Origin of the sequence: Paenibacillus sp. ALJ109b, assembly GCF_010747435.1 — a bacterium.
GTDB classification, from domain to species: domain Bacteria; phylum Bacillota; class Bacilli; order Paenibacillales; family Paenibacillaceae; genus Paenibacillus; species Paenibacillus taichungensis.
On record NZ_JAAIFP010000011.1, the window covers coordinates 83,745 to 98,062 of the forward strand.

Below are 14,318 nucleotides of genomic sequence, written 5' to 3' on the forward strand. Positions count from 1 at the left end.
CTTAGATTGACACTATTTTACTGCGTACAATGGAATAAGTAAAGCGTTTTCAAACCAAGGACGGACAGCTCTCAAGCGCATTTGGGGGCGTGTGCGCTACGAGAGGGGAATCACCGATGCTTCAAGTGAAATATGACAGGGAAGAAATTTTAAACGTTATTGATAACGTTACGAAAAAAACACTGGCGATGGATTTGACGTGGGATTGGCCTTGCGGTGTGGCGTATTATGGTGTATCCAGAGCTTATCAAACGACCGGGAATCAAGAGTATTTGGACAGGCTTGTCCAATGGGCGGATGAATACATCGAGCTGGGCTTGCCAGACTGGACCGTAAATACATGTGCCATGGGCCATATGCTGATTACTTTATATGAAGAAACAGGGAACCAAAAATATTGGGATATTGTGATGAGCAAAGTGGATTATCTTCAAAATCATGCGCTCAGATTCGGAGATAATGTGCTGCAGCATACCGTATCCATTTCCAATGATTTTCCCGAGCAGGCATGGGCGGATACCCTGTTTATGGCGGCATTTTTCCTACTCCGTGTAGGAAGCAAATTAAAGGATCAGGAAATGATTCAGGATGCTCTGAATCAATATTACTGGCATATCAAATACCTGCAAGATCCGAGCAGCGGTTTCTGGTACCACGGCTACAATAACGTCAACAAGGACCACATGTCCGGATTATATTGGGGAAGAGCGAACGCATGGGGCGCTTACACCATGTCACAAGTAAAACCACAGTTGAAGGACTGGTATCTATATCCACAGTGCATGGACGTGGAGTGCTCGCTCCGGGATCAACTGGCAGCTTTGAAGCTCGTGCAGACGGAGAATGGCTTGTGGCGGACAGTTCTGGATGACGAGCAGTCGTATGAAGAGGTTTCGGCTTCCGCTGGTATTGCAGCAGCCATGATCAATAACGGTAATCCGCTACATACAAAGTACGTGCAAAAGGCATTGGAAGGCATCCTGAACAACATTAGTGAAGATGGACGTGTGCTTGGTGTATCTGGTGGTACGGCGGTGATGAAGGATCGGGAAGGATATCGGAATATTCCAAAAGACTGGATTCAGGGCTGGGGTCAGGGCCTGGCGCTCGCTTTCCTGTCCGACATGTTGAAATAGGGAGGGAACCAAGTTGTCCAAACCAATCAAAGGCTCCTTTACACTACCCGGCGAATCCGGTTATGAGGCACTGACTTTGGAACTTGCCGAACGGTGGGGTGCCGATGTCATTCGTGACAGTGATGGCACACAATTATCCGATGAGATTATTAATGCGGGATATGGCATTTATTCGACTATCTGTATTATCCGGGATCATAATGAGTGGGCATCCCAAAATCAAGATAAGCTCCAGCAATGTTTTTTAATTACGAATCCGAAGGTAGCTGTACAAGATTATGTATCGTTTTATCTGATGGAGGATTTTTTTGCTGAACAATTCAAGGTGAATGATTCCAAAGAAGCGTTTAAGTATTGGCAGGTTTTTGACCGGACAACTGGTGAAGAAGTACCAAGAGGACAGTGGAATTATGAGAGAGAATCCGGTCATGTAGTCATTACCGGCATCGTCCCTTGGCATAAATACACGGTAAGCTTCATGGCCTATCGGATCTGGGAAGAGATTTCGATGTACAATCACACCACGAACCATTGGGACAAGGAGCATTTGATGCAAATTGATCCGATCTATTCGGAAACGCAGACATATCTGCTGGATTGGATGGAGGACTGGTGTCAGCAGCATCAGGAAACAACGGTGGTTCGTTTTACTTCATTATTTTATAATTTCGCCTGGATCTGGGGCAGCGACGAGCGTAATCGCCATCTCTTCTCGGATTGGGGCTCATATGATTTCACGGTAAGTTCAAGAGCACTTGATCTGTTTGCCAAAAAAGTTGGATATTCGCTCTCTGCTGAGGATTTTGTGAATGGCGGCAAATATCGGGTAAGTCATATCCCGGCGGAGCAGCGCAAACTGGACTGGATGGCATTTATCAATGATTTTGTGATCGAATTTGGGAAGAAGTTAATTGATATCGTGCATAACCACGGCAAGCTGGCGTATGTCTTCTATGATGACAGCTGGGTTGGCATGGAGCCTTACAATGACCGCTTTCAGGAGTTTGGATTCGATGGGATGATTAAATGTGTGTTTTCCGGTTATGAGGCAAGAATGTGTTCAGGTGTCAACGTGGATACCCATGAGATTCGTCTGCATCCCTACTTGTTTCCGGTGGGCTTAGGCGGACTTCCTACCTTTAAGGAGGGAGGAAACCCTACGCTGGATGCCAAAAAGTATTGGATCAATATAAGGCGCGCTTTGCTCAGAGAGCCGATTGACCGGATTGGATTGGGTGGATATTTGCATCTGGTTGAGCCTTACCCGGACTTTTGCGATTACGTCGAGAAGATTGCGAACGAGTTCAGGGAAATAAAAGAGCTGCATCATGAAGGCAAGCCCTATCAGATTAAGACGAGGGTAGCTGTTCTGCATAGCTGGGGCAAACTAAGATCGTGGACATTGTCCGGCCATTTACATGAAACGTATATGCATGACTTGATTCATGTAAATGAAGCCTTGTCAGGCTTACCGGTTGAAGTGCGGTTCATAGATTTTGAAGATATCCGTCAGGGCGTGCTGCAACATATAGATGTCGTTATCAATGCCGGCTCTGCCGGTTCAGCCTGGAGCGGCGGAGAACTTTGGAATGACCACCAATGTGTGGACCTGCTGACCAAATGGGTGGTGTATGAAGGCGGTACTTTTATTGGCATCAACCAGCCATCGGCGGTAGAAGGGTACGACAGCTTTTTCAGAATGGCACATGTTCTTGGGGTGGATGAGGATACTGGCGCCAGGGTGGTTCATGGAAAATGGACATATGAGACTTGCGATGAGCATGGTTTGTTGCCGGAAGGGGCAAGAATAACGCCGAAGAATAACGTATATCTTACCGATGGAACAGCTGCTGTGGTGGATGAAACGGATGGCATGATTACATTGTCTACACATGATTTTGGTAAAGGAAAAGGAATCTACCTGCCTTCATTCGAATTCAGTTGGGAGAACACAAGGTTGCTGCTGAATCTGATTCGCTTTGCAGGCCAGGAGTACGATGAAACGAAGTATATCCCGGATAACCTGTATACCGAGTGTGCTTACTATCCGGAAAGTAACATATTGGTTGTGATCAACAATAGTGACCAGGAGCAAAAAACGACGATCGATACGGAATATGGAAAACAAACGCTCGAACTGGCTCCGTATGATACGGTCATCACCAAGATTGGTGTAACCAAATCGATGTCCTCATAGAATATCTTCTGCATAGACCGTTTTCTGACCAGGGAGCGGTCTATTTGGGCTAAAAAGAATTTTTACTCATGAATATTTTATAATGTAAACCATAAATGCAAACCTGTTCTATGAATCAACCATGGACATTTTCCACTTCGTCTATATTACTAGGGAGGGTAATCTTTATTCAGTTGGGATGAGTTTTTGTATAGAAAGGGTGTTCGTCTAACAACATTGGAAAACACCAAGTTATGTAAACTTCTGTAATTTCTAAAAAATAGGGTTATTTCACAAAATATATGAAAATATCAAATAAATCATGTTAAAGTATATGGTGATTATGGGAATTGGAGGGTTGAAATGGAAATACGTAATAAGTTGAATCAAATTAGAATTAGAAACAATTCAACAACTGAACAAAAAAAATTTCCATTGTAAGTGCGATAGTGATCGGGGTAATTTTAGGTTTAGCAGCAAAGCTTGTAGATGCACAGGGGATTAATCCCATATTTGACGCTATTGGTGGACGTTTAGGTATATGGATTTTTGTTGCAACACTCTTATCGGTTTTTAGTTATTCTCCCAAATTAGCAGCTCTAAAGATATTCTTCTTTTTTGTGTCGCTATTAACTGTTTACTATGTGTACACCGTGTTTTTTTTGCACTTTTTCCCCAAGAGAGAAATTATATTTTGGGGAATATGCGCGTTGATATCTCCGGTATGTGCTTATGTAATGTGGTATGCACGTGGCTATGGAATCATATCTAGTTTGATTTTATCCTTTCCGATTACAGCCTTACTGTCAGAAGGATTTCAATTGCGGCACGCTTACTTACCTGAGCACACTCACTACTATTTGATCCCTATACTTATGGGAATATATCTGATTATGGTCATTGTTTTACTTTTTATTGTTCCTAAAAGTCCGTTAAGATTTCTGATTGTTCTACCAATTTCTATAGTTCTCTCTTCCATAATGATATATTTTAATGTTTTAGGGCATATATTTGGTGGATTAAACGGCTTTTTGTGAGGCTAAAAGAAAAAAATGTAGAGCAATATTTGCTGGAAGTCATCCAATCTAACGAATCCGCAGTTCCGCTCTATAATAACATAACTTTAAAATTCAAAGGGAATTTCCATGTTTCCAGTTGGAAAAAGATAAATTCATACCGCAAACAACCTGCACGGTGGAATGTGTGGAGAAGATCGATCTGGAGCAGTTCAAAGAATTTTGGAATGTGGAGCCCTCCTGCAAAATTCAATCGATTCCATCTACGCTGTGCCTGAAGCTTTTATCTATTTGGTTGCACGTCTGGATCACAGCATTGTTGGCTATGGCATTATAGATAAAAAAATAAACTGAAGGAACATGATCATTAATCATGATCAATCAACCGCTTTTCAGAATGGCACATGTACTTGGGGTGGGTGAGGATACAGGCGCCAGAGTCGTTCTTGGAAGATGGACATATGATAAAATCGGTATAGAAACATAAAAAGTAAGTAATAAGACGTTCGGGACTAATTCCTGAAGCGTCTTATTTTGCATGGTGTAATACACAGCCGATCCCCTGAATATGGACCGGCTATGGTTTTAAACAGAATCTGGGTGGACTTCTTTTTAACTAATCCTCCAGTCAATCCCGTTATTGCAGCTGCCAGAGGGTTGGTGTTGCCGAAGGGATCCAATCCACTTGAGACGTGTGTGTAAGAAGGCATTTGTACGTCAGGTTATTGTAGCTCACGATTGTACCCGCTGTGTATTGCGTATTAGCTGCCCATGCAGGTGCAGTAGAAGCAGCGGCTGTTTTACCGCTGACTGTGCTGGCAGCAGATTGGTTGCCTGCTGCATCAACAGCATAAACCGAGAAGTTGTAGGTTGTGTTCGCTTCAAGATTGGTTACCGTATAAGACGTTGCCGTCCCGGATGTCGTTGTAACTAAAGTAGAGCCGTTATAAATTTTATACCCTGTCACGCCTACATTATCCGTGGATGCCGTCCACATCAGCTGAATGCTGGAGGAGGTTGGTGTTCCCATCACATGCAGCCCGCCTGGAGATGTAGGTGCAGTAGTGTCGTTTGCAGGAGGCGCAGTCGTGGTAACGCTTACACTATTACTGGCTGCAGATTCATTGCCTGCTGCGTCGACTGCTTTGACCGTAAAGGTATAAGCTGTGCTTGCTGTCAGCCCTGTTACGGTATAGCTTGTAGTTGTGCCGGACACATTGCCTATTAAGGTAGTCCCGTTGTAAATTTTATACCCCGTTACGCCTACATTATCTGATGAAGCCTTCCACGATAAAGATGTACTGGTCGCAGCAGTTGCAGTTGCCACAAGTGCAGTTGGAGGTGTTGGTGCCACATTATCAACCGGGTTCGTCCCGGAGAAGTTTACGTCGATGACATTATAGAAGGCGTTGGGAGTATCCGCAACCTCCCAGACTGCTAGAATAACATGATAACCGCTACGTTCGGGTACGTTGCATGAGTTGGTGTAGCTAAATGGTGGTTGGCTGCCATTATAGGGAACTGAACAGAACGGTGTCAGGTCAAACGAATCACGGGATAAAGGTGCATTCGGATTCCAGTTCGTTTTCGTAATATAATATTTCCAGCTTGCCGTTGAATGGTTAGCTGTCAGCTTCCAAGTAAACGTATTACTGCCACTAGACATATTCACTTTCGACCAACGTGTTGCGGATTGCTCATCGAGCTTAGGGAAGACGCCGTTAGCGCTTGCAATATGGCCGTCCGTAGGTCCTGCAGTAGGGAAGCCTTTAGGTGCTTCCAGGCTTTGGGGTTCATACACGATACTGCCGCAATCTTGATTGACTCCCGAAGCACACAGTGCAGCTCGGCTCGCTGGCCCTTCTACGTAACCATGTGACAACGCCTTTGGACTGTTGAACAGCATGCTTACCGTTGTAAGCACCAGCAGACAGCAAATCAATACTAGCTTGGAAGACGGTAAAATGAATCTGAACATTCGATAGCCTCCTGTATCATTTTTTTTATATAAACTCAAGTAAGAGCTTATATCGTAATTAAGGAAGTGCTATGCCATATACCATATATGGATATCGTTTGATAAAGAAATCGATATACGGGAATTTCTAAAGTTATTGTAAAGGACACACATTTGCTGAACAAGGATAAATTTGATAGATAATCCAGTTATTCAAGACTTAGGCAGGCATACAAAAAGGCCTTTGCGGAGAGATCATCTCTCCACAAAAGCCTTTATTTCCGACTGGATTGATAAGTGAAATGCGTATTATACATCGATTTTACAGAAAAGGCAAGAGGAAAAAGATTGCTTTTAAATGGGGAATCGTTTATGCTAAAAAAAGGAAGTTAACTATATTTGAAAGGAGGAAGTTGAAATGGAAAATATGTGTATGAACATGATGATGAACATGTGCATGGAAGAAATGATGTCCAAGATGAAATCCATGAAGATGATGATGGAATGCATGGAAGACAAAAGCATGATGGAAGGCATGGACATGAATAAAATGATGTCCTGTATGCAAGAATGCGACGAAATGATGACAACAATGATGGGTATGATGAGCAACATGAAGAAAGCATCCATGTAATTATCGATCATTCATTTTATGTAAAGCTGGCGGGCTTTACATATGTGCGGAACAGTTGACTGTACGCATCAAAAGAATAGTAAGCCTTTAATCAAGGCGGGTTAAGCAGACGAACTGCAGACCGGCTTTTTTTATTTATTTTATTTATATTGAAGAATCTTCCGAGAGACATCAATCCGCATTAGCTTCAATTTGAACCATTGCTCCTGTAAAGACTCAGTCTGGTAACCTTCTGAAGCGACTCTCAGCTTGCTGAAAATGTCCACCAGTTGTTTGTTGATTCGGTCGTAGCTTGTAAGCAGCTCACGGAGCAGTATCGCTTTTCGTTCTTCCTCCAGCAACGCATCCTTCTGATCTTGAAGCTTCCTGAGAATATCTTCAGCCCATTCCAAGTCTTCTATGGTACGGGCATAATTATATAAGTCCAAATAATCGTTAACCCAAGTTTCTGTCAAAGAATCCATGGCGTTATTCACTCCAGTCAGCTACGCTTTTCTACTTTTCTATATACCGAGTATTATACCCGGAATAATACAATTTACAAGTGCTGAAGGAGATTTTCCTGGATTTTTTTCAGTAGTAGTCTTACTTATGCGATTCATGTGATACATGCTTAATAATATTAATGATTTTGCGCTCTGCATCCTTGGCTTCAGGAATAGGGTATAGCACAAAGACGTGATTCATTTTGGGATATACAAAGGTATTATGGTCAATACCCTGATCGGTAAGCAGTTTGTCGAGCTTCATGTTGTCGGGAAATAAACCTTCATGGGTTCCGATGAAAATGGTAATCTTTCCGAGTCCTTTGAAGTCTCCGTAGATTGGACTGATCAATGGATCATCCAGATTTTTATCTGCCGCCCATATTCTCCGAATTACATCATAGCCTTCCACAGCCAGCATCGGATCTCGGGTCTCATAATCGAATATGACCGGATTGTCCAGAACCATATCTACACATGGCGATAACAAAATGATATCTTTGGGTTGAGGAAGAAGATTCATCTTAATGTAATGTGCGAAACTGAGCGAAACATTTCCACCCGCTGAATCTCCCATAATAGTAAGTTGTGCAGGACTCTTTATCGATTCAATGATTTCCCGGTATAAGTTTAAGAGTCTTGGATATGTATGCTGGTAGTTGAAATGAGGCACTTTGGGATAGATGGGGGCTATAACTTTGGCATTCAACGATTGTGCGATGCGGTCCATGAACTTCCAATGAAAGGTTAGAGGCTGGTGTGTATGAGCGCCGCCATGTATATATAGGATCACTTTTTGATCAGCAGATTTCTGGTCATTCAATGTAAACACCTGCATGTCTTCAAAGGAACGTTTGTTGACTGAGGAGATTAATTTAACCTTACCCAGCTCATAAGGCTTAGTGTTCTCTACACCCATATGTTGCAAGTGATTCAGGGTGTTTTCTCGCGTGGATAAATTCTTCTTGCTATCTAAAGTTCCGATGTATTTTTCTAGTAAATAGCTCTTGATAGAGCGTTTTTTGTTATATATATTTACACTCATTTGGGCGCCGCCTCTCATCCATAAAGTATGATATCCACAGTATAAAGCCTGAAGTATACTTCAAGGTCAAGGCTGTGAAAGTGATTGGTGCACATAAAAGAGGCTAAATGAATTCAGCTATGCATTCACCTGATTAAATATATATTCTGGAAAATAAATTAAAAATATACTATGTTATAGATTGATAGATGAAAGAATCATTTATCTGTAACTAAAGTGATGATTATATCAAACTGAAGGAGCATACATATGTTCAATCAACCGACTGCTTTACGTTCAGTGCTCAACCCTAAATATCTGGAGCATGTATTGAGTGATCAATACGACATCGGATCGTGGGAAGAATGTTTATTTTGGCTGAGAGGGTTAAATGATACCTACCGGGTACGTACTTCTTCTGGCATGTATATTCTTCGTGTCTACCGTACTGAAATTACGGAAAACGATGTTCAGTACGAACTCCCCCTGTTATCTCAATTAAAGGGCATTTTAGGTTCATCTGTACATACCGATATTGGAGAATACATCAAGAAGAAAGATCATACTGGATATACGGTGTTGGAGGCCGCGGAAGGCAAGCGGGTTGCTGTGATGTTTCGGTATATAGAGGGTATCGAGAACAACCTTGAAGATGAAGAGTCGTGTTACGCTTTTGGTCAGTCTGCGGCTGAGCTGCATAAAGCGATGGACCAAGTGGTATTGGAGCAGCCGCGATATGAGTTGGATACGAAGTTTCTCATTGACGAACCTCTTGAACGAATCATTAACTACATCGGTGAAAAAAATGAAGCATCATCATTTCTACATACGTTTGCTAGAGCGTTAAAAGAACGCATCAGCGTCGCATCCAAACTAGGTTTGGACAATGGACTGTGCCATGGTGATATGCATGGGAACAATAATGCTTTTCAACAGGGCAATCAGTTCATCCATTATGACTTTGAGTGGGCGGCTAATGGTTGGCGTGCCTACGATCTGGCGCAGGTGAAGGCTCGAAAGAGACAGTCTGGTGAGCAAAAAGAAGTGTTATGGAGTGCGCTCATAGCGGGATATCGTTCGGTTAGAAGCTTCACTGCCGAAGATGAACAGGCTGTTGACCTTTTTATTATTGCTCGCCGATTCTGGGTTATGGGTCTGGATGTTGCTTTTATCGAAAGTGATATGGGCGCGCTGGATTATGGTTCGGATTGGCTCAATAGTTTCGTGGAAGAGTTCCGGGATACGGGGATTGTTCAGCAGTGATGACTAACAGCAATGATGAATTCAAATGAAGAAGGCCTTCTGGATGGTTCCAGAGGGCCTCTTTTATTTTGTAAGATGCATTTCATGACCTTTACTTAGTTCGATGAAGTCGAAGCTACGACGGCAGCCGATGTTGCAGCAGCGGCCATGGCGGCCTGTTGGGCAATGATAATGTTGGTGATGCTAGTGGAGACCGTCGTGGTCAGGACGCCGTTTCGAAGATCCTCCACATATTGCACTGCCACCAGCGAGGACGAGAGCAGCAGCAATTCCTGTTTGTTGATTGACCAGGCACCAAAGCCCTTCTGTGTACGCAACCATTCATGCGTTTCCTCAACTTGCTCTACCAACGTATCTCTGTCAGCGGGCAGTAGGGAGAGGATTCCCAGAGCCGGCAGGGTGTACATTTTGTCTAATCGTATTCCCCGTCTGCGGAACGCCTCATTTAACGCTATCACATGAGCGCCCGCCTCCGGATTATCATCACCTAGGACGAGTACCTGCGTTAATGCCTGCACACTATTGCCTGGTGAGAACTCAGGTTTTAATTCTACATACAGCTGCTCCATACGGGTCACACCTAATTCCACGTCAAGATCGGAAAGGGCCAGCATAGCAGCAAAAATATAGTCGTCCTGTCCGGTAAGAAAGCGGTGTTGGGCCTTCATGTGATCATAAAATGCTTTGGCTCGTTCGACCTTATGCTCGAATTGCTCAGTCGTCGCGTGAGCTGCAATCTGATAGGCGGCGATAACCAGAAAATCGGACGTACGAAATTTGATTTTTTTCATCAGATCATAGATAAGCAGGGTGTCTTCCAGTTTCTTTTCCTGATCTGTCGTAAGCGAGAGTAAGGTGGCGATGCTGATCGCCGAATTTCCCCTGAAGGCCGAGAAGAGATTGGTGTTTTGCTTAATCAATTCATGACTTTGGCGAATGGCCTCGCCATCGGCTTGTTTATTTTCTGCTGCATATAAAAGGGCTGCCAGACGGTGCATCATCACATTTTGCCACTTGAATGATTTTTTGATGATCTGAGTGTTGGAAACGAATAATTCGACTCGTGCAGCATGTTGCTCTTGCATAAGCAGACCTCCCGAATGATTGGACATTTTCTCCAGTTTACTATAAATGAGGCCTCCCCGTTCACAGAAAAAAGCACCCCAACAGAAGTTTATGGAATCCTTGGCAGGCTCCAATTTGTACTTCTAAGAGGTGCATTTTTGATTAAAACTGAAAGAGTTCATGTATTTGAATCTGTATATAAGAATGGATACTATGTGTTAGAGATTGTACGAACTACATAATTAGTGCCATTAATAAAAAATTCACACTCCGTTCATACGATCTTGATATGCCTGCCTAACATTAATTTTCTGGTAGCTCTATTTATGTTACTGTGTCCTGAATCCGCTTCCTTACATTCCTTGTTGTATTTCTGCGGAACATCTCGTACAATTTGGTGAAGTAATTCTGCATTGCGTTAATGTGAATATAAAAAATTAATCTTACAACAAGAAGCTGTACACCAGAAAAGGGGAGAATCGTTTGGAATCAAAGCAACTATCTAGAGGGCTAAAGCCCCGCCATGTAGAGCTGATTGCACTCGGAGGTACGATCGGGGTCGGATTGTTCATGGGATCGGCAAGTACGATCAAATGGGCAGGTCCCTCAGTGCTACTGGCCTATTTGCTGGCCGGGATCATTATCTTTTTTGTCATGCGTATTATGGGGGAAATGTTGATTCAGGAGCCTGTTACCGGTTCATTTGCCACATTTGCTCATAAGTATATCAGTCCACTCGCCGGGTTCCTGACTGCCTGGAGTTATTGGTTCCTCTGGGTAACGGTTGGTATGGCAGAAGTCACGGCGATTGGGATTTATGTTGGCTACTGGTTCCCGGATATTCCACAATGGCTGCCTGCCTTGGCTGGCGTGCTCATTATTGCGGCAGCGAATCTGGCAGCGGTAAAGTACTATGGTGAATTCGAATTCTGGTTTGCGCTGATCAAGGTGACGGCGATTGTCTTCATGATCGTGATTGGAACCGGACTGATCTTCTTCGGCTGGGGGAACGGAGGGCAGCCCATTGGGCTATCGAATCTGGTGAGCCATGGCGGATTTTTCCCAGGAGGGATCAAAGGTTTCCTATTTGCCCTGTGTATCGTAACGGCAGCCTATCAGGGTGTCGAAATGGTAGGGATTACGGCAGGTGAAGCAGAAAATCCGAAGATCACGCTGCGTAAAGCGATCAAAAACATCGTGTGGCGTATTCTCATTTTTTACGTTGGGGCCATCTTTGTCATCGTGACATTGTACCCTTGGAATGAAGTGGGAGAGACGGGAAGTCCGTTTGTACTGACGTTTGCCAAAGTCGGGATTGTCGCTGCTGCGGGAATTATCAACTTTGTCGTGCTTACCGCGGCGATGTCGGGATGTAACAGTGGGATCTATAGTGCAGGACGTATGCTTTACACGCTTGCGGAGAATGGACAGGCACCGGCCTTTTTCAAAAAGCTGTCCAAAGGCGGGGTCCCCCGCAACAGTATTATCATCACGATTTCCTTGCTGCTGGTGGGTGTGGTACTCAATTATCTGATGCCGGACTCCAAACTGTTCCTGTACATCTATAGCGCAAGTGTTCTTCCGGGGATGGTTCCGTGGTTCGCGCTAGCCTTCAGCCAGTTCAGGTTCAGAAAGCGTTGGGGCAATGCGATGGCTGACCACAATTTTAAATCCAAATGGTTCCCAATTAGCAACTATATCATCATCGTATATCTGACGCTCGTCATTATCGGTATGGCATTTAACCCGGATACGCGGTTACCCCTGATTGTTGGGGCTACATTTATGGCGATCGTTGTGATCGGATATTTCGTATTTGGCATAGGAAAAAGACAGCGGGTAGATGAAGGCGAAGATCACTAACCTTATATTATAAAATCGTTGATGTTAATATCGTAATATCATTCGTGCATTCCTTGAATACATGGGAGAACCTTCGGGAGATCCAGTGTCATACAGGGAGTGCATTTTTTTGTTTTCAAAATTCATGCTTGAATCTCCTGTAACTGGAGGTTTTATGATTGGAAATAGAAGAGCTGCTGCACGATATATTTTAATTTTAATTGTGGCAGAGAAGGGGGCAAGGAATAATGAGAACACTAGAATGGATTTATCTTATTTTCAATGTAGTGATGCTGGTGTGGTTGATTGGGGGCCGAAATAAACCTCGGAAAATGGTGTGGGGAGGATGGGTCATATCGGTTGTATTATTGTTGGTACATGGGGTGATTGAGGGATTGCGTTGGCCCATGATTCCGGCGTATCTGCTCACACTGGTTCCGCTGATTGTGTTAATCGCTAAGAGGTCAAAATCAGCCGACATGCGGAAATTCGGACGTGTTCGAATCATCGGAACATCGCTGTTGGTATTGGTATACGCTGCCGTGACGATGGGGCTGCCACTTCTGTTCCCGGTATTTTCGTTTGATAAACCAACAGGACCTTACGGAATCGGTACGGTATCCTACGATTGGACGGATGAGAGCCGGGAGGAATTGCTGACGAGTACTGCCGGAGACAAACGGGAACTGATGGTGCAGATCTGGTATCCAACGGATAAAGACACCAAGGGAACAACGGCTCCTTATGTGAATGATCCGAAAGTGTATGCAACAGCCTTTAATGATGTACTGGCACTGCCAAAGATTTTATTTTCAAGCCTGAGCCAAGTCAAAACCCATGCTATTCAGGAGGCATCATTGTCTGATGCGGAAGCCAAGTATCCGGTCATTCTTTTCTCTCATGGCCTACATGGATATGAAAACCAAAATACGTTCCAGGTGGAGCAACTGGTCAGCCAAGGTTATATTGTTGTGGGCATTAATCATACGTACAGCAGTCTGGTTTCGGTGTTCCCGGATGGGCGTGTGGCGCAATTTGAATCGGAGGGCAAGGAAGGATTCGATCAACTGCAGTTCAGTTATATGGACAAGCTCAACGAGACGTGGGTGAAGGATGCGCAATTTGTGCTGGATCAAGTGGAGAAGCTGGCTGCCAATGACGCAAACGGGCGTTTTAACGGTCATATGGATCTGGACAACATCGGCATGTTTGGACATTCATTTGGCGGGGCAACAACCGTACAGATGCTGATGGATGATCCTCGTGTCAAAGCAGGTATGAACATGGATGGCGTATTGTTTGGAGAGAAGCGCATTCCTGCTGAAGGTGTAGGCAAACCGTTTCTCATGATGAGCGCGGACACAACCGTTGCAGGTACAAGTGTCATGAGTGACGACGAGATTGCAGCTATGGGCACCACTCGTCCGGAAGCCGAGAAATACTACGAAGAAGTGTATGCACGTTATGAACCGGTGACCGCGGGAGGGAACTATTGGATGGAGCTGAGTAATACCAAACATTTAAGCTTCTCGGACCTCTATCTGGTATCTCCCATTCTGGAATGGTCACAGGGTGTAGATGCAAGGAAAGCACACCAAATTGTAAATGATACAACAATCGACTTCTTTAACCATTATCTGAAAGGGCAACCGCTCCAGTTGGACAGTGAAGTGGGAGAACACACATCCTATTCATTGAAAAAAGGTTGAATGTGTAAATG

At 44.0% G+C, this 14,318-nt stretch carries 12 protein-coding genes; 8 read left to right on the plus strand and 4 right to left on the minus strand.

The window, feature by feature from the left end; translation table 11 throughout:
* Positions 1–116 precede the first annotated feature (116 nt).
* The 4 genes from G3352_RS13450 (at position 117) to G3352_RS30895 (ending at position 4,665) form a co-directional block, all read left to right on the plus strand.
* On the plus strand, positions 117–1,136 hold the full coding sequence (locus tag G3352_RS13450) for a glycoside hydrolase family 88/105 protein (RefSeq protein WP_163757165.1): 1,020 nt from the start codon (positions 117–119) through the stop codon (positions 1,134–1,136).
* 13 nt (positions 1,137–1,149) lie between these two features.
* Positions 1,150–3,333 (plus strand): 1,3-beta-galactosyl-N-acetylhexosamine phosphorylase, encoded by a 2,184-nt coding sequence (gnpA, locus tag G3352_RS13455; protein ID WP_163757167.1) that lies wholly within the window; start codon positions 1,150–1,152, stop codon positions 3,331–3,333.
* 428 nt (positions 3,334–3,761) lie between these two features.
* Positions 3,762–4,349: a hypothetical protein gene (locus G3352_RS13460; protein WP_163757169.1), complete on the plus strand. Its 588-nt coding sequence runs from the start codon at positions 3,762–3,764 to the stop codon at positions 4,347–4,349.
* Between the two features lie 118 nt (positions 4,350–4,467).
* Positions 4,468–4,665, plus strand: coding sequence for a hypothetical protein (locus G3352_RS30895; RefSeq protein WP_205524862.1), 198 nt, complete (start codon positions 4,468–4,470; stop codon positions 4,663–4,665).
* 300 nt (positions 4,666–4,965) lie between these two features.
* On the opposite strand, the gene G3352_RS13465 is transcribed toward G3352_RS30895, so the two are convergent.
* Positions 4,966–6,306 (minus strand): lytic polysaccharide monooxygenase, encoded by a 1,341-nt coding sequence (locus G3352_RS13465; RefSeq protein WP_163757170.1) that lies wholly within the window; start codon positions 6,304–6,306, stop codon positions 4,966–4,968.
* Positions 6,307–6,703: 397 nt separating this feature from the next.
* On the opposite strand from G3352_RS13465, the gene G3352_RS13470 reads away from it, so the two are divergent.
* Complete coding sequence (locus G3352_RS13470) at positions 6,704–6,919, plus strand: hypothetical protein (RefSeq protein WP_076291635.1); 216 nt, start codon at positions 6,704–6,706, stop codon at positions 6,917–6,919.
* A 140-nt stretch (positions 6,920–7,059) separates the two neighbouring features.
* Here G3352_RS13470 and G3352_RS13475 read toward each other — a convergent pair whose 3' ends face one another.
* Both G3352_RS13475 and G3352_RS13480 read right to left on the minus strand, forming a co-directional pair.
* Positions 7,060–7,383: a hypothetical protein gene (locus G3352_RS13475; RefSeq protein WP_163757172.1), complete on the minus strand. Its 324-nt coding sequence runs from the start codon at positions 7,381–7,383 to the stop codon at positions 7,060–7,062.
* Positions 7,384–7,504: 121 nt separating this feature from the next.
* Positions 7,505–8,449: an alpha/beta hydrolase fold domain-containing protein gene (locus G3352_RS13480; RefSeq protein WP_163757174.1), complete on the minus strand. Its 945-nt coding sequence runs from the start codon at positions 8,447–8,449 to the stop codon at positions 7,505–7,507.
* Between the two features lie 249 nt (positions 8,450–8,698).
* Between G3352_RS13480 and G3352_RS13485 the strand changes: the two genes are divergently transcribed.
* On the plus strand, positions 8,699–9,691 hold the full coding sequence (locus G3352_RS13485) for a phosphotransferase (protein ID WP_163757176.1): 993 nt from the start codon (positions 8,699–8,701) through the stop codon (positions 9,689–9,691).
* Between the two features lie 95 nt (positions 9,692–9,786).
* On the opposite strand, the gene G3352_RS13490 is transcribed toward G3352_RS13485, so the two are convergent.
* Positions 9,787–10,776, minus strand: a complete 990-nt coding sequence (locus tag G3352_RS13490; RefSeq protein ID WP_163757178.1) for a DUF4003 family protein — start codon at positions 10,774–10,776, stop codon at positions 9,787–9,789.
* A gap of 463 nt (positions 10,777–11,239) precedes the next feature.
* Between G3352_RS13490 and G3352_RS13495 the strand changes: the two genes are divergently transcribed.
* Both G3352_RS13495 and G3352_RS13500 read left to right on the plus strand, forming a co-directional pair.
* A complete protein-coding gene (locus tag G3352_RS13495) occupies positions 11,240–12,619 on the plus strand; it encodes an amino acid permease (RefSeq protein ID WP_163757180.1) in 1,380 nt (459 codons plus the stop codon).
* A gap of 227 nt (positions 12,620–12,846) precedes the next feature.
* Positions 12,847–14,307 carry an alpha/beta hydrolase family protein gene (locus tag G3352_RS13500; protein ID WP_163757182.1) on the plus strand — a complete coding sequence of 487 codons (1,461 nt, stop codon included), beginning with the start codon at positions 12,847–12,849 and terminating at the stop codon, positions 14,305–14,307.
* Positions 14,308–14,318: the final 11 nt, after the last annotated feature.

Coding starts and splice junctions, on each gene's coding strand:
- G3352_RS13450 (WP_163757165.1), top strand. CDS start 117: ATGCTTCAAGTGAAATATGACAGGGAAGAAATTTTAAACGTTATTGAT.
- G3352_RS13465 (WP_163757170.1), bottom strand. CDS start 6,306: ATGTTCAGATTCATTTTACCGTCTTCCAAGCTAGTATTGATTTGCTGT.
- G3352_RS13470 (WP_076291635.1), top strand. CDS start 6,704: ATGGAAAATATGTGTATGAACATGATGATGAACATGTGCATGGAAGAA.
- G3352_RS13475 (WP_163757172.1), bottom strand. CDS start 7,383: ATGGATTCTTTGACAGAAACTTGGGTTAACGATTATTTGGACTTATAT.
- G3352_RS13480 (WP_163757174.1), bottom strand. CDS start 8,449: ATGAGTGTAAATATATATAACAAAAAACGCTCTATCAAGAGCTATTTA.
- G3352_RS13485 (WP_163757176.1), top strand. CDS start 8,699: ATGTTCAATCAACCGACTGCTTTACGTTCAGTGCTCAACCCTAAATAT.
- G3352_RS13490 (WP_163757178.1), bottom strand. CDS start 10,776: ATGCAAGAGCAACATGCTGCACGAGTCGAATTATTCGTTTCCAACACT.
- G3352_RS13500 (WP_163757182.1), top strand. CDS start 12,847: ATGAGAACACTAGAATGGATTTATCTTATTTTCAATGTAGTGATGCTG.